17 protein-coding genes and 1 other RNA gene are annotated in these 14,528 nt (G+C 62.1%); 6 read left to right on the forward strand and 12 right to left on the reverse strand.

The features are described from left to right. Positions 1 to 6: 6 nt before the first annotated feature. Genes AACG97_RS26940 through AACG97_RS26955 form a run of 4 tightly spaced genes read right to left on the reverse strand, consistent with a single transcriptional unit; the run spans position 7 to position 3,592 of the window. Positions 7 to 489 carry a DUF4442 domain-containing protein gene (locus AACG97_RS26940; protein ID WP_009684137.1) on the reverse strand — a complete coding sequence of 161 codons (483 nt, stop codon included), beginning with the start codon at positions 487 to 489 and terminating at the stop codon, positions 7 to 9. Continuing rightward, a complete protein-coding gene (gene ubiH / locus AACG97_RS26945; RefSeq protein WP_125854683.1) occupies positions 486 to 1,685 on the reverse strand; it encodes a 2-octaprenyl-6-methoxyphenyl hydroxylase in 1,200 nt (399 codons plus the stop codon). The genes AACG97_RS26940 and ubiH overlap by 4 nt, the downstream gene beginning before the upstream one ends. Then, positions 1,682 to 3,016: a Xaa-Pro aminopeptidase gene (pepP, locus tag AACG97_RS26950; protein WP_009684140.1), complete on the reverse strand. Its 1,335-nt coding sequence runs from the start codon at positions 3,014 to 3,016 to the stop codon at positions 1,682 to 1,684. The genes ubiH and pepP overlap by 4 nt, the downstream gene beginning before the upstream one ends. Before the next feature lie 21 nt (positions 3,017 to 3,037). Next, the gene (locus AACG97_RS26955) at positions 3,038 to 3,592 is read right to left on the reverse strand and encodes a YecA/YgfB family protein (RefSeq protein WP_009684141.1); all 555 of its coding nucleotides are present in this window, start codon (positions 3,590 to 3,592) and stop codon (positions 3,038 to 3,040) included. 181 nt (positions 3,593 to 3,773) lie between these two features. On the opposite strand from AACG97_RS26955, the gene AACG97_RS26960 reads away from it, so the two are divergent. The 4 genes from AACG97_RS26960 (at position 3,774) to AACG97_RS26975 (ending at position 5,159) form a co-directional block, all read left to right on the forward strand. After that, positions 3,774 to 3,956 carry a TIGR02449 family protein gene (locus AACG97_RS26960; RefSeq protein WP_029886233.1) on the forward strand — a complete coding sequence of 61 codons (183 nt, stop codon included), beginning with the start codon at positions 3,774 to 3,776 and terminating at the stop codon, positions 3,954 to 3,956. Further along, positions 3,953 to 4,273 carry a cell division protein ZapA gene (locus AACG97_RS26965; RefSeq protein WP_009684142.1) on the forward strand — a complete coding sequence of 107 codons (321 nt, stop codon included), beginning with the start codon at positions 3,953 to 3,955 and terminating at the stop codon, positions 4,271 to 4,273. The genes AACG97_RS26960 and AACG97_RS26965 overlap by 4 nt, the downstream gene beginning before the upstream one ends. Before the next feature lie 17 nt (positions 4,274 to 4,290). Beyond that, positions 4,291 to 4,470: non-coding RNA, 6S RNA (gene ssrS, locus AACG97_RS26970), on the forward strand. A gap of 80 nt (positions 4,471 to 4,550) precedes the next feature. Continuing rightward, entirely contained in the window at positions 4,551 to 5,159 is a 609-nt protein-coding gene (locus AACG97_RS26975; RefSeq protein WP_009684143.1) for a 5-formyltetrahydrofolate cyclo-ligase, read from the forward strand. A gap of 19 nt (positions 5,160 to 5,178) precedes the next feature. Here the strand turns inward: AACG97_RS26975 and AACG97_RS26980 are convergent, their stop codons facing one another. After that, the gene (locus AACG97_RS26980) at positions 5,179 to 5,331 is read right to left on the reverse strand and encodes a hypothetical protein (RefSeq protein ID WP_009684144.1); all 153 of its coding nucleotides are present in this window, start codon (positions 5,329 to 5,331) and stop codon (positions 5,179 to 5,181) included. Between the two features lie 179 nt (positions 5,332 to 5,510). Here AACG97_RS26980 and AACG97_RS26985 point away from each other — a divergent pair, with 179 nt between their 5' ends. After that, positions 5,511 to 5,960 (forward strand): EVE domain-containing protein, encoded by a 450-nt coding sequence (locus AACG97_RS26985; RefSeq protein WP_009684145.1) that lies wholly within the window; start codon positions 5,511 to 5,513, stop codon positions 5,958 to 5,960. Positions 5,961 to 5,982: 22 nt separating this feature from the next. Here AACG97_RS26985 and AACG97_RS26990 read toward each other — a convergent pair whose 3' ends face one another. Continuing rightward, the gene (locus tag AACG97_RS26990) at positions 5,983 to 6,387 is read right to left on the reverse strand and encodes a flagellar basal body-associated protein FliL (protein WP_009684146.1); all 405 of its coding nucleotides are present in this window, start codon (positions 6,385 to 6,387) and stop codon (positions 5,983 to 5,985) included. A gap of 169 nt (positions 6,388 to 6,556) precedes the next feature. On the opposite strand from AACG97_RS26990, the gene AACG97_RS26995 reads away from it, so the two are divergent. Continuing rightward, positions 6,557 to 7,534 (forward strand): NADPH:quinone oxidoreductase family protein, encoded by a 978-nt coding sequence (locus AACG97_RS26995; RefSeq protein ID WP_197886410.1) that lies wholly within the window; start codon positions 6,557 to 6,559, stop codon positions 7,532 to 7,534. A 105-nt stretch (positions 7,535 to 7,639) separates the two neighbouring features. Here the strand turns inward: AACG97_RS26995 and AACG97_RS27000 are convergent. The 6 genes from AACG97_RS27000 to trxA all read right to left on the reverse strand — a co-directional run bounded on the left by AACG97_RS27000 (position 7,640) and on the right by trxA (position 14,448). Then, positions 7,640 to 9,000 (reverse strand): IS3 family transposase gene (locus tag AACG97_RS27000; protein WP_225786126.1). Its coding sequence is split into 2 segments (ribosomal slippage): positions 7,640 to 8,532 and positions 8,532 to 9,000, totalling 1,362 coding nucleotides; the frame shifts between segments, so codons are not numbered across the junction. 96 nt (positions 9,001 to 9,096) lie between these two features. Then, a complete protein-coding gene (locus AACG97_RS27005) occupies positions 9,097 to 9,747 on the reverse strand; it encodes a gamma-glutamylcyclotransferase (protein ID WP_009684148.1) in 651 nt (216 codons plus the stop codon). 245 nt (positions 9,748 to 9,992) lie between these two features. After that, positions 9,993 to 10,961: a CDP-6-deoxy-delta-3,4-glucoseen reductase gene (locus AACG97_RS27010; protein ID WP_009684149.1), complete on the reverse strand. Its 969-nt coding sequence runs from the start codon at positions 10,959 to 10,961 to the stop codon at positions 9,993 to 9,995. Next, positions 10,961 to 12,427 carry a 4-hydroxy-3-polyprenylbenzoate decarboxylase gene (ubiD, locus tag AACG97_RS27015; protein ID WP_054905402.1) on the reverse strand — a complete coding sequence of 489 codons (1,467 nt, stop codon included), beginning with the start codon at positions 12,425 to 12,427 and terminating at the stop codon, positions 10,961 to 10,963. The genes AACG97_RS27010 and ubiD overlap by 1 nt, the downstream gene beginning before the upstream one ends. Positions 12,428 to 12,632: 205 nt before the next feature. After that, positions 12,633 to 13,892: a transcription termination factor Rho gene (gene rho, locus AACG97_RS27020; protein ID WP_029886229.1), complete on the reverse strand. Its 1,260-nt coding sequence runs from the start codon at positions 13,890 to 13,892 to the stop codon at positions 12,633 to 12,635. 226 nt (positions 13,893 to 14,118) lie between these two features. Further along, positions 14,119 to 14,448, reverse strand: coding sequence for a thioredoxin TrxA (gene trxA / locus AACG97_RS27025; protein WP_009684153.1), 330 nt, complete (start codon positions 14,446 to 14,448; stop codon positions 14,119 to 14,121). Between the last annotated feature and the right edge of the window lie 80 nt (positions 14,449 to 14,528).

Raw genomic sequence — 14,528 nt, forward strand, 5'->3', positions numbered from 1 at the left:
CCATGCCTACGCCAGCCTCGCTTGCGGCTTGAGCCGCACATATAGGGTTTTATCGACCCGCGCCACCAGTTCGCCGGCGCCATCGCGGATATCGACCTGCACACGCGGCAGGCACTTCTTGCCGGTAGCGGTCTGCTGGCGAATGTCGTCCAGCAGCGCGTCATCGACGTGGAATTCGGCAAACACCGGGCCTTTGCCCGGCGCGATGAAATCGATGCTGGCGGCCTTGTCCCAGACAATGTAGTCGCGCCCCAGCTGCTCGATCAGCAACAGCATGTAGAACGGGTCGACCATGGCATACAGGCTGCCGCCAAACTGGGTACCGACGTAATTGCGGTTCCAGCGCGTCAGCTTCATCGCCACCTTCACGCTGCGCAGGTCCGGGCTGATGTGCTGCACGCGGATACCTGCCCCCAGGTAAGGCGGGTAAAGGTTCAACAGCCAGCGCAGCATGCGCGCCCGGCGCGCGCGTTTACGTGGGTTGCTCATGCCTGGCCCTGCCGGTCGGGGCGGGTGCCCAGGCCCATCGCCTGGCGAGCGAACCAGCTTTTGGCCGGTGGCAGCAGGTCGAGCCCGAGCAGGCCCAGGTTGCGCCCGGCGGCCAGCAACGGCTGCTGGCTGCCGAACAGGCGGGTGACCTGGTCGGAGAAGCCGATGGTCATGGCCTGGTCCAGGCGCTGGCGCTGGTGATAGGCCTGCAGCGTGGCCAGGTCGCCCGGGCGCTGCGGGCCGGCAAGCAGCGCCTCGGCCAACGCCTGCACGTCACGCAACGACAAGTTGAACCCCTGCCCGGCAATCGGGTGCAAGCTGTGCGCAGCGTTGCCCAGCACCACCAACTGTGGCCGCACCTGCTCCTGGGCTTCGATCAACGACAGCGGGTACAGATGCCGTGCACCCACCTGGCGCAGCGCGCCCAGCCGATAGCCGAACACACCCTGCAACTCGCGCAGGAAGCTGCGCTCGTCGATCGCGGCCAGGCGTTTTGCGTCCATGCCCTGGCGGGTCCATACCAGCGCGCAGCGGTTATCCGGCAATGGCAGCAGGGCCATGGGGCCGTCTTCGGTGAAGCGCTCGAAGGCCTGGCCGCCATGGGCCTCGCCAGGGCTGATGTTGGCGATCAGGGCGCTTTGCTGGTAGGGCGTATGGCGTACCTGGATGCCCAGTTGCTCGCGCAAACCAGAACGGCCGCCGTCGGCCAGCACTGCCAGGTCGCATTGCAGCTGGGTATCGTCGTTCAAGCGCAGCTGGTAGCCACCGTCGACCGCCTGCAGCGCGGCCACTTCTGCCGGGCAGCGCCAGCTGACCACCTCGCGGTCCAGGCCTTGCCACAGGCACTGGCCCAGCCAGGCGTTCTCCACCACGTAACCCAGCGCCGGCACGCCTTCTTCCTGGGCGTCCAGGCGGGTGGCGCCAAAGCGGCCACGGTCGGAGACGTGAATCTGCCGGATCGGCTCGGCGCGCTGGCCAATGGCCTGCCACAGGCCCAGTTGCTGGTAGATCTGCTGGGTGCCGAAGGACAAGGCCGAAGAGCGGGCATCGTAGCTGGGCTGGTAACTGTCGCCAGGGGCGAACGGCTCGATCAGCAGGATCTTCCAGCCTCTGGCCTTGGCCCCGGCCTGCAAGGCCAACGCCAGGCTGGCACCCACCAGGCCGCCACCAATGATTGCCAGGTTTACCCGGTTCATGCGGCGTCCTTGCGTGCAGCCTGCATCAGCGCCTCGATCTCGGCGACCGTGCGTGGCACGCCCGAAGTGAGGATTTCACAACCTTGCCTGGTCACCACCACGTCGTCCTCGATCCTTACGCCAATGCCGCGCCACTTCTTGGCCACGGCCTGATTGTCGGCACCAATGTAGATACCCGGTTCGACGGTCAGCGCCATACCCGGTTCCAGCACCCGCCATTCACCCCCCACCTTGTACTCGCCCACATCGTGCACATCCATGCCCAGCCAGTGGCCGGCGCGGTGCATGTAGAAGGCGCGGTAGGCTTCGCTGTCGATCAGCGCCTGCACATCGCCTTCCAGCAGGCCCAGTTCCACCAGCCCGGTGGTGATGACCCGCACGGTCGCCTCATGGGCATGGTTCCAGTGCTTGCCGGGGGCGATTTCGGCGAACGCGGCCGCCTGCGCCTTGAGCACCAGCTCGTAGATAGCCTTCTGCTCGGGTGAAAAGCGCCCGCTGACCGGGAAGGTGCGGGTGATGTCACTGGCGTAGCAGTCGATTTCGCAGCCGGCGTCGATCAGCACCAGGTCGCCCTCCCTGAGCGGTGCGTCATTCTGCTGGTAGTGCAGGATGCAGCCATTGCGCCCAGCGGCAACGATGGAACCGTAGGCCGGCATCTTCGCCCCGCCCTTGCGGAACTCGTAGTCCAGCTCGGCTTCCAGGCTGTATTCGTACAACCCGGCCCGGCAGGCCTGCATGGCCCGCACATGGGCACGCGCAGAAATGTCTGCAGCCGCGCGCATGACCTTCACTTCCGCTGCCGATTTATACAGGCGCATGTCATGCAGCAGATGATCCAGCGCAACGAACTCGTTCGGTGGCTGGGCACCCAGCCGGGCCTTGGAGCGGATCACGTTGATCCAGTCCATCAACCGGCGGTCGAATTCAGGGTTGCTGCCCATGGCGCTGTACACCCGCTCGCGGCCTTCGATCAGGCCAGGCAGGATTTCGTCGATGTCTGCGATGGGGAATGCATCGTCGGCGCCATAATCACTCACCGCGCCTTCCTGGCCGGCGCGCAGGCCATCCCACAGCTCCCGCTCGGGGTTGCGCTCACGGCAGAACAACACGTACTCACCGTGCTCACGCCCGGGGATCAGGGCAATGACCGCCTCTGGCTCGGGGAAGCCGCTGAGGTACTGGAAGTCGCTGTCCTGGCGGTACACGTGCTCGACGTCGCGGTTGCGGATGGCAACCGCGGCGGCGGGCAGGATGGCGATGCTGTTGGGGACCATCTGCGCCATCAGCGCCTTGCGCCGCCGGGCATACTCGGCCTTGGGAATGTGGCTCATGGGCAGACTACCCCTGGTTGATCAGTGCAGCGATGGCTTGGGCGCGGGTGCGGAAGGCTTGGCCAGCTCGGAGAACAGCAGCAGCGGCGCAACGCGCAGGTACTCCATGACTTCCATGTAGTCGCTCTCGCCGTCTTCGGATTCTTCGAGGGCTTCCTGCACCTGGGAAATGGCCACCAGGTCCTGCAGCACTTCCTTGGCCTCGTCGGACAAGTCCTTGCCGCCGGCGTTCAGGCCAAAGCCGGTGATGAAGCCCTGGCACCACTGCCCCAGCGCGGTGGCGCGGTCGGTCAGCGCGGCATCGTCGGAAGGCAGCAGCAGAACGATGGCCATGTCGTCGCTGGTGAGCTCGCCCTTGACCATTTCCTGCAGGCCAACCAGGGCGTTGCGCACGGTGTCACCGGGCTCGGTTTCCAGCAGTTGCGCCGCGTCGGCCAGCCAGCCGTCGGCATCGAAGCCGGCACCGGCGCAGCTGCGGCCAATCAGCAGGCCGTGCAGTTCGGCCGGGGTGACAGGGTGGCCATTGCTGGACAGCAGCATGGCGAAAGCGATGTAGGGCGATTGGGTATTGGGCATGGGCAGCTAGGCGCCAGACGGCGCAAATGACTAGAATGAGGCCTTGTATCCTAGCACCGGCAGGCGCGCCAAGACCATCGGCACTGGCCGTCGCCACCCAGGGAGAGGCATCATCGCCAGGTGACCGAACGACGGAGCGAATCGAGTGCAACCCACGCAAGAGAACGACCTGCAGGCACTGATGAGCCGTTTCGAGCTGCTGATCGAACGTGTCGAGCAACTAAAACGGCAAAATGCACTCCTAGTAGCTCAGGAAAAGTCCTGGCGCGAAGAGCGCGCCCACCTCATCGAAAAAAACGAGATAGCCAAGCGCAAGGTCGAGTCGATGATTTTACGCCTCAAGGCTCTGGAGCAAGACTCATGAGTTCAAGCAATAGCGTCACCGTGCAGATCCTCGACAAGGACTACTCGATCATCTGCCCGCCGGAAGAGCGCAACAACCTGGTCAGCGCAGCCCGCTACCTGGACAGCAAGATGCGCGAGATCCGCAGCAGCGGCAAGGTGATCGGCGCCGACCGCATTGCCGTCATGGCCGCGTTGAACATCACCCACGAGATGCTGCACCGCCAGGAAGACCGCAGCGCGGCGCCCGTCAGCGGCACCAACCGCGAACAGGTGCGCGACCTGCTGGATCGGGTAGACAAGGCTTTGTCCGACGACACGGATACCAAAATCGGCTGAGATTGGTATACTGGCGCCACTCCCTGGGGGATGCGCCAGTCGGTTATGTCCCTGAGCCGATACGCACAACCACGGGGGTTGCACGCTGGGGCCGGTGTGCATGTCCGCCCGACGGAAAGCCTTAACGCCCCCTGCAATCTCCACCTTGAACTTTCGGGTTCAAGGGCTACACCGATAGCGGTCTTATCGGGGAGCCTGAATTCCTTGCCCGCCCCCTGTGGCGGGCAATTCGTTTGTGCCGCGTCTGGCGGCCAGCACCCCTGGGATCGCCTGTGCCATGACCGACACCGCGCCGCTTACCCGCCCTCAGCTTCGCCGTTTGCTGCGCAATGCCCGTCGCGCCCTCACCCCCGCCCAGCAACGCCAGGCGGCCCGTGGGCTGTACCGGCAACTGGCCCAGCACCCCCTGTTCCGCCGCGCCAGGCACATTGCCCTGTACCTGCCCAACGACGGCGAAATAGACCCGCGCCTGTTATTGCGTGAAGCCCAGCGCCGCGGCAAGCGCACCTACCTGCCGGTACTGCATGCCTGGCCGCGCACGCGCATGGTGTTCCAGCGTTTCGAGCCAGGGGAAAAACTGCGACCCAACCGTTTCCGTATCCCCGAACCGGTTATCGAGCGCAAACGCCAACGGCCCATCTGGGCACTGGACCTGATTCTGTTACCGCTGGTGGGCTTTGATGAGGTGGGCGGCCGCCTGGGCATGGGTGGCGGCTTCTATGACCGCAGCCTGGCCTACCAGGGGCGCCGGCAAAGCTGGAAAAAACCGTTGCTGCTGGGCTTGGCACATGAGTGCCAGAAGGTCGAGCGGCTGGCGCAGGCCAGTTGGGACGTACCGTTGCAGGGCACGGTCTCGGACCGTGGCTGGTACCTGGCGCCGCGGTAATCGGCGCCAGCAGGGGGCATCAACGTTGTGGCTGGCTGGCGTCTGCCGACGTCTGGTAGGCGTTGTCCAGCTTGCGCTCCCATAGCCCTTGCGCATAACCGGTAGTGACCACACCCAGGCCAAAAATAAACACCAGGACCCACAGCAGATCCGGTTTTTTACGTTGATACATGGAAGATTGCCCCCCAAGGCAAACTGTTCAGGCTCGGCGGCTTTCTGAGTACCGCCGGAGCATCGCGCATTAAACGGGGCGCATTTTCCGACAACCTGCGTCTGCAAGCAAACCTTGACGCCAACCGGCTGTCGGTTTCGTGCAACAGGTTATTACAAACCTTTTCAGGAGCAACACGCATGGCCTACTGGCTGATGAAATCCGAGCCCGACGAACTCTCCATCGAAGCGCTGGGGCGCCTGGGCGAAGCGCGCTGGGACGGCGTGCGCAATTACCAGGCGCGTAATTTCCTGCGGGCCATGAGCGAGGGTGACAGGTTCTTTTTCTACCATTCCAGCTGCCCGCAGCCTGGCATCGCCGGTATTGGCGAAATCATTCGTGCGGCTTACCCCGACCCGACTGCCCTGGACCCACAAAGCCCATACCATGATGCCAAGGCCACAGCCGAGAAGAACCCGTGGAGCGCAGTGGATGTGGCGCATGTGCAAACCCTGCCACGGGTACTGGAGCTGGGCCAGCTGAAGCAGCAGGCCGGCCTGGCCGAACTGCCGCTGGTGCAGAAGGGCAGCCGCCTGTCGGTCATGCCGGTAACCGCCGAGCAATGGGCGGTGATTGTCGCGTTGCGCTGAAACCGCGCGCCAGCGGCGCCGTTTACTGCACGATCAGGTTGTTGAACAGCAGGTCCTCAACGATCGGCTTGCCCTCTTCGGCTTCCATTACCTGCTGCACCTGTTTCAGTGCCTCCTGGCGCAGGTGCTCCTTGGCCTCGACATTGCTCATGCTGTCGACAGTCTGTTGGGTGAACAGCGCCACCAGCTGGTTACGGATCAGCGGTTCGTGGTGCTGAACGGCCTTGGCGGCTTCATCACCGGTCACACGCAGGGCCACATCGGCCTTGTACACCCGCAGGCGGGGGCCGCCATCCAGGGCATAGTTGCCGACAAAAGGCGGGCTCAGGGTGATGTAGGCAACCTTGGGGGCACCCTCCTTGGCTTCTTCGGCCATGGCCGCAGTTGGCAGCAACAGCGCCAGTACCATCAAGATCCACGCTTTCACGAATTCGCTCCTCATTCCAATTGGCGCCAGCTTACCCAGCGCTGCGCGCAAACCCAAGCCCAGGCTCACGCCGCCGCTTATGCCTGCCCATCAGGGCGGGCCATGCTCGTTGACCCGGTACACCGCCCTCCTACACTTATCGGCCACGACCCGCAAAGGAATAGCCCCAATGAAAGCTGTGTTGTGCAAAACCCTTGGCCCGGCGGGCAACCTGGTGCTGGAAGAAGTCGCCAGCCCACTGCCGAAGAACAACGAAATCCTGCTGGACGTGCAGGCTGCCGGGGTCAACTTTCCTGACACGCTGATCATCGAAGGCAAGTACCAGTTTCAGCCACCGCTGCCGTTCTCCCCCGGTGGTGAGGCGGCCGGTGTGGTAGCCGCGGTCGGGGAAAAGGCCGGCGCCTTCAAGGTCGGTGACCGGGTCATGGCGCTGACCGGCTGGGGGGCGTTTGCCGAGCAGGTGGCAGTGCCGTTCTACAACGTGCTGCCGATCCCGGCGAGCATGGACTTCACCACGGCAGCGGCGTTTGGCATGACCTATGGCACCTCGATGCATGCCCTGCGCCAGCGCGGCCAGTTGCAAGCGGGTGAGACCTTGCTGGTGCTGGGCGCGTCCGGTGGCGTCGGCCTGGCAGCGGTGGAGATCGGCAAGGCCATGGGGGCACGGGTAATCGCGGCCGCCAGCAGTGCCGACAAACTGGCGGTGGCCAAGGCAGCCGGGGCAGATGAACTGATCGACTACAGCCAGGCCAGCCTGCGCGAGGAAATCAAGCGCCTGACCAACGGCCAGGGGGTCGACGTGATCTATGACCCGGTCGGTGGCGAGCTGTTCGAGCAGGCGGTACGCGGGCTGGCCTGGAATGGCCGGTTGCTGGTGGTGGGGTTCGCCAGTGGCACCATTCCACAGCTGGCAGCCAACCTGGTGCTGCTCAAGGGCGCGGCGGTGCTTGGGGTGTTCTGGGGTGCGTTTGCCCAGCGCCAGCCGCAGGACAATGCGGCCAACTTCCAGCAGCTGTTTGCCTGGCATGCCGAAGGCAAGTTGAAGCCGCTGGTGTCGCAGACTTATCCACTGGCCGAGGCCGGGGCTGCCATTGAGAAACTGGGGCAGCGGCAGGCTGTGGGTAAGTTGGTGGTGCTGGCAAGGTAAGGCTTTAGATCTTCATCTGCCGTTGCGGCCTTTTCGCGGGCGCGCCCGCTCCCACAGGTTCAAAAAGCATGGATTCCTGGACTGCCCCCAATAAGTTGGACAGTTTCAGCTAGCAGCCCCTGCAGCATGAGCCCTGTATTTCACAGGGCTCATGCCATTGAGCTTTAGCTTGATGCGGTCATGGTTGTAGTAGTGGATGTACTCATCCAGACCGGCTTTCAGTTCTTCAACGCTCTTGAAGCGCTGCGGGTAGAAAAATTCGGACTTAAGCGTACCAAAAAAGCTCTCCATAGCCGCATTATCCAAGCAGTTTCCTTTACGTGACATGCTCTGCTTCACCCCTTGCTCGGCCAGCTTGTGGCGGTACTGCGAGTGTTGGTAGTGCCAGCCTTGATCCGAGTGGAGTACCAGTTTCGGCTTGTTTCCCAGGCGCTTGAAGGCCTTGCCCAGCATGTTGGTGACCAGCCCAAGGCATGGCCTGCTGGCCACTTCGTAGGCCACAATTTCGGCGTTGTACAAGTCCATCACGGGGGAGAGGTAGACTTTTTCCTGAGCCACTTTGAACTCGGTCACATCGGTCACCCACTTCTGATTCGGGCGCTGCGCGATAAAGTTTCGCTCCAGCAGGTTGGGCGCGATGGTGCCGACGACACCCTTGTACGACCGATATTTTTTCGGCCGCACGAGTGAGCGAAGATCAAGCTCGATCATCAAACGCTCCACCACTTTTTTGTTAACCAAGGTCCCGCCATTGCGGATCACGATCGCAACGCGCCGGTAACCGTAAAGCCCTTTTTCCTCGTGATAGACACGCTGAATCATCTGCTTCAGAGCAGCATGCTTATCAGGTTTGGCCTGCGCTTGAAGCTGGTAATAGAACGTACTGCGCGGCAGATCCGCCAACTCCAGAACAGCGGCCAAGGGAAACCTGTCCTTGAGCGCAGACACGATCAGGGTTTTTTGGGCTGCCTTCGCTCCTGCTTCTTCAACTCTTCCAGCTTTTTTAGGTAAGCGTTCTCCATGCGCAGCCATTCAAGCTCAGCCAGCAACTGGTCGCGGCTTTTATCGGTGTCATCAGAGGTTGTGGGTTTGATGGGGTAAGGCTTTTTCGACATGGCAGCAGGTTTTCTTCTCTTGGGAGCAGGCGAAGCCGGACTTCCACTGTAGTACTGCCGCGCCCAAATGCCTATCTGCGAAGACTGACCAAGACCGAAATGGGCGGCGGTCTGGCGCAAGGAAAGCTGATGCTTGTGCATGTACTCAAGGACTGAGCGCTTATAGGTCGCACTGTACCGCTGGCCTGGTTTACGCAGACTGAACTGGCCATGTTTCTGGAAGCTGGAGACCCAGCGCCGCAGCAGGCTGAAGTCCACTGCAAGTCGCTGGGCTACTTTTCGGAAACCTTCACCACCCTCCAGGTAGGCATGAACGGCGGTAAGCTTGAATTGGTCTGAGTACTTGCTCATATGGACACCCCAAGAAATTGGATTGGTGTCCAACTTCTTGGGGGCAGTCCATCCTGTGGGAGCGGGCGTGCCCGCGAATAGGCCGGCACAGGCTGATCAAACCTCGCGCGGGTTATGGCAACGGCGGAACCGCGCCTCCAGGTTGCGATCAGGCATCTGGTGGCTGCGCAGGGCCTGCAAGGTCTGTTCGACATAGTCGCGGGTGGTGCCGTAGCGCCCTTTGGCGCTGGCCAGGATATGGCTGAGCAAGGTATCCGGCAGATCGCCGGCATAGCAGGGTAAATGCCGCTCCAGCACAAAGCCCAGCGCCTGCACCTTGGTGCCATCGCCCAGCCGGCAGTTGAGCCAATGCGGCCGATAGGCCGGGTAAGGCATCTCGCGTTGCCACAGGGCCATGAGCGAGTCGTCCAGGTTGCTTTCATCCAGCCGGTAGGCAAAGCCACTGCAGGACCCGCCACGGTCCAGGCCGAATACCAGCCCGGGGGTTTCCGGGGTACCGCGATGCTCATGCGACCACAAGTAGAGCCCCCGGTGATAACCATGTACGCGTGCGCGCTGGCGCTCCACCGAATTGCACTCGGGGCGCCAGATCAACGAGCCATAGGCAAACAGCCACACCGGCCCACCCGGGTGCCGAGACATGGTGGTCTTCATGGAGTTGAACAACTGTTCGTGCGTATGTTGCTGACCAAAGTCGAGTGTCGGTGGATATGAAACTTTCCACGACATGCTTTCAAGTGCCGACATAAGCTGCCGCCAGGATTCCTGTGAACTACGGATGTAGCGAAATTCGATGAGGTTAAGCGCCAAGGCCTCTATACCAAGGCGCTTGCACTAACCATAGGCCAGAACCGCAGGAATACTCAAGCCTTCGTGGCCAGGTTTCATACGCGTAGCCGACGACTGGGAATGATTGTTTCAACAACAGGGAAAGTTATTAATCAAGGCGGTAACAATTACCGCCTTATAACCTGACTTGCCAACTTGGGTTATTAGCCACGTGGGGCATAGGCAAATACATCGGCACGCATGCGGTGCGCATCCATGCCGGCTTCGACCAAGGCGTCGAGTGTGGCGTAGATCATGTTTGGCGAGCCACTGGCATACACATGCACAGTATTGAGGTCGGCAATGTCCTCGCAAACGGCTTCATGCAACATACCGCACCGCCCTTCCCAGCCGCACAGATCGCTGACCACCTGGTGCAGGTACAGGTTGGGCAGGCGCTGCCATTCGTCCCAGTGCTCGATCTGGTAAAAATCTTCAGGCCGACGCACCCCCCAGTACAGGTGCACCGGGTACTGGAAACCCTTGGCGCGGCAATGCTCGACCAGGCTGTGCATCTGGCCCATGCCGGTGCCGGCGGCAATCAATACCAACGGGCCCTCGGGCAACTCGGCCAGGTGGGTGTCGCCAAACGGCATTTCGATACGCGCCAGGCCGTCGCGCCTGAGCTGCTCGATCAGTTGCTGGGCACTGGGCTCGCGCGCCAGTACGTGCAGCTCCAGTTCACGCCCGCCGTGCGGCGCGGACGCCAGCGAGAAGGCCGCCTGCTTGCCGCCCTCACGCTCGATCATCAGGTACTGCCCGGCGTGGTAACGCGGGGGTTTGCCCGCCGGTGCACGCAAGCGCACCCGCCACACGTCGCCACCGACGTCAACGCATTCACTCACGCTGCACGCCAGCTTGCGCACAGGCAACTCGCCCAGGGCGAGCACACCGTCCCAGAGCAACACGCAGTCCTCCAGCGGTTCGGCAATGCAGGTGAACAACTCGCCATGGTCGCGGATTTCGCCGTCCTGACGGACTCGGCCCTCGACCAACAACGCGGCGCAGACATGGCAATTGCCATTGCGGCAGCTGTTCGGGCAGTCATAGCCCAGCCGCCGCGCTCCATCCAGGATCCGTTCCCCGGGTTCGAGCGCCAGCACCGCCCCGGACGGCTGCAACGTTACCTGCATCAATCTATTCCCAACTGATCCCACAGCTCATCGATACGCCGGGTGACGGCTTCGTCCTTGACGATGACCCGCCCCCATTCGCGTGTAGTCTCGCCTGGCCACTTGTGCGTGGCATCCAGGCCCATCTTCGACCCCAACCCCGACACCGGCGACGCGAAGTCGAGGTAGTCGATCGGGGTGTTGTCGATCATCACCGTATCACGCTTGGGGTCCATGCGTGTGGTGATTGCCCAGATCACATCGTTCCAGTCCCGGGCGTTGATATCGTCATCGGTGACAATAACGAACTTGGTGTACATGAACTGTCGCAGGAACGACCATACACCCAACATCACGCGCTTGGCATGGCCGGGGTACTGCTTCTTCATGGTCACCACCGCCATGCGGTACGAGCAACCTTCCGGCGGCAGGTAGAAGTCGGTGATCTCAGGGAACTGCTTTTGCAGGATCGGCACGAACACTTCGTTCAGCGCGACACCGAGAATGGCCGGCTCATCAGGCGGGCGACCGGTGTAGGTGCTGTGGTAGATCGGCTTGAGCCGGTGGGTGATGCGCTCGACGGTGAACACCGGGAAGCTGTCCACTTCGTTGTAGTAGCCGGTATGGTCACCATACGGGCCCTCGGGGGCCATTTCGCCAGGGTGAATCACGCCTTCCAGGATGATTTCGGCGGTGGCCGGCACCTGCAGGTTGCTGCCACGGCACTTCACCAGTTCCGTGCGGTTGCCGCGCAGCAGGCCGGCAAAGGCATATTCGGAGAGGGTGTCCGGTACCGGCGTCACGGCGCCCAGAATGGTTGCCGGGTCTGCGCCCAGGGCGACCGCAACCGGGAAAGGCTGGCCCGGGTTCTTCTCGCACCATTCGCGGTAGTCGAGCGCACCGCCCCGGTGGCTGAGCCAACGCATGATGACCTTGTTGCGGCCGATCACCTGCTGCCGGTAGATACCCAGGTTCTGGCGGTCCTTGTTCGGCCCGCGGGTCACGGTAAGGCCCCAGGTGATCAGCGGCGCCACGTCGCCAGGCCAGCAGTGCTGGATAGGCAGCGCGCCAAGGTCGACGTCGTCACCCTCGACCAGCACTTCCTGGCAGACCGCGTCCTTGACCACTTTCGGCGCCATCGACACGACTTTCTTGAAGATCGGCAGCTTCGACCAGGCGTCCTTCAGGCCCTTCGGCGGCTCGGGCTCCTTGAGAAACGCCAGCAATTTGCCGATTTCCCGCAGTTCACCGACCGACTCGGCGCCCATGCCCATGGCCACGCGCTCCGGGGTGCCAAACAGGTTGCCGAGCACCGGGATGTCGAAGCCTGTGGGGTTTTCGAACAGTAACGCCGGGCCTTTGGCACGCAGGGTGCGGTCGCAGACCTCGGTCATTTCCAGGACGGGGGAGATCGGAACCTGGATGCGCTTGAGCTCGCCGCGCTGTTCCAGGCCACGGATGAAGTCGCGCAAGTCGCGATACTGCATGCGGGAGCCTCGTATTGGCCGTATCGGTCGGGGGTGCAGAGTGTAGCGCCGTTCGGGATCTGTTTGGGGGCAAAAATGCAGTGGGGCCGCTTCGCGCCCCTTCGCGGGCACGCCCGCTCCCACATGGATCACACTGAACCTGTGGCAGCGGGCGTGCCCGCGAAGGGGCGCGAAGCGGCCCCATTCAGTTCCGGTCTGGAAACGCTTACTTGCGCTTCATCGACAGGAAGAACTCGTCGTTGGTCTTGGTCTGCTTGAGCTTGTCGACCAGGAACTCGATGGCGGCGATTTCATCCATCGGGTGCAGCAGCTTGCGCAGGATCCACATGCGCTGCAATTCGTCGTCGGCGGTCAGCAGCTCTTCGCGGCGGGTACCGGAGCGGTTGATGTTGATGGCCGGGAACACGCGCTTCTCGGCGATGCGGCGATCCAGCGGCAGCTCCATGTTGCCGGTGCCCTTGAACTCTTCGTAGATCACTTCGTCCATCTTCGAGCCGGTTTCGACCAGCGCGGTGGCGATGATGGTCAGCGAACCGCCTTCCTCGATGTTACGTGCCGCACCGAAGAAGCGCTTCGGCTTTTCCAGGGCGTGGGCGTCGACACCACCGGTCAGTACCTTGCCAGAGCTCGGGATCACGGTGTTGTAGGCACGCGCCAGGCGGGTGATGGAATCCAGCAGGATCACCACGTCTTTCTTGTGCTCGACCAGGCGCTTGGCCTTCTCGATCACCATTTCGGCAACCTGCACGTGGCGCGCTGGCGGCTCGTCGAAGGTAGAGGCAACCACTTCGCCGCGCACGGTACGCTGCATTTCGGTCACTTCTTCCGGGCGCTCGTCGATCAGCAGGACGATCAGGTGGCACTCAGGGTTATTACGGGTGATGTTCGCCGCGATGTTCTGCAGCATGATGGTCTTGCCCGCTTTTGGCGGAGCAACGATCAGGCCGCGCTGGCCCTTGCCGATCGGGGCGCACAGGTCGATGACGCGGCCGGTCAAGTCCTCGGTGGAACCGTTGCCGGCTTCCATCTTCAGGCGCTTGTTCGGGAACAGCGGCGTCAGGTTTTCGAACAGGATCTTGTTCTTGGCGTTTTCCGGGCGGTCGAAGTTGATGGTGTCGACCTTCAGCAGCGCGAAGTAACGCTCCCCTTCTTTCGGTGGGCGGATCTTGCCGACGATGGTGTCGCCGGTGCGCAGGTTGAAACGGCGGATCTGGCTGGGCGAGACGTAGATATCGTCAGGGCCGGCCAGGTAGGACGCATCAGCCGAACGCAGAAAACCGAAACCATCCTGGAGAATCTCCAGCACGCCATCACCGGAGATCTCTTCGCCGCTTTTCGCGTGCTTTTTCAGCAGGGCGAAAATCACGTCCTGTTTGCGCGAACGGGCCATGTTTTCGATGCCCATCTGTTCGGCCATTTCCAAAAGATCGGTAATCGGCTTTTGCTTGAGTTCAGTCAGGTTCATAAGGGGAATGACGTAATCATGTAAGAAGGGAGAATTAAGCTTTGGCTTAATGAAGCCGCGCCGCTAGATGGCGACAGGATCGCGTACTGATTCGAATTGGGGATGCTTCGGCGACGGCATGTAGAGGGCACTGGAGAAGCAGTGCGAGGCCGAATGTAACACTTGCTTTTTTCTGCGTCTAGTGCTCTGAAAAAGAAAAGCCCCGCATTCGCGGGGCCTTTTCACATCACAGGTGGGCGTCGAGGAACGCGGCCAGCTGGGATTTGGACAGCGCGCCCACCTTGGTGGCCTCGACGTTGCCGTTCTTGAACAACATCAGCGTCGGGATGCCACGCACGCCATGCTTGGCCGGGGTTTCCTGGTTATCGTCGATGTTCAGCTTGGCGACGGTCAGCTTGCCCTCGTAGGTGGAAGCGATGTCGTCCAGTACCGGCGCGATCATCTTGCACGGGCCGCACCATTCAGCCCAGTAGTCGACCAGCACCGGGCCTTGAGCCTGCAGGACTTCGGCTTCGAAGGTGGCATCGGTGACATGTTTGATCAGATCGCTGCTCATGGATATCTCCAGGGTCGTAAGCAAAAAAACGTGGCCCATGATAGCCGCACCCACGCTCGACAGGAAGCTGCGGTCGATTG

It is taken from the genome of Pseudomonas sp. Nvir (assembly GCF_963778085.1).
Classification (GTDB): domain Bacteria; phylum Pseudomonadota; class Gammaproteobacteria; order Pseudomonadales; family Pseudomonadaceae; genus Aquipseudomonas; species Aquipseudomonas juntendi.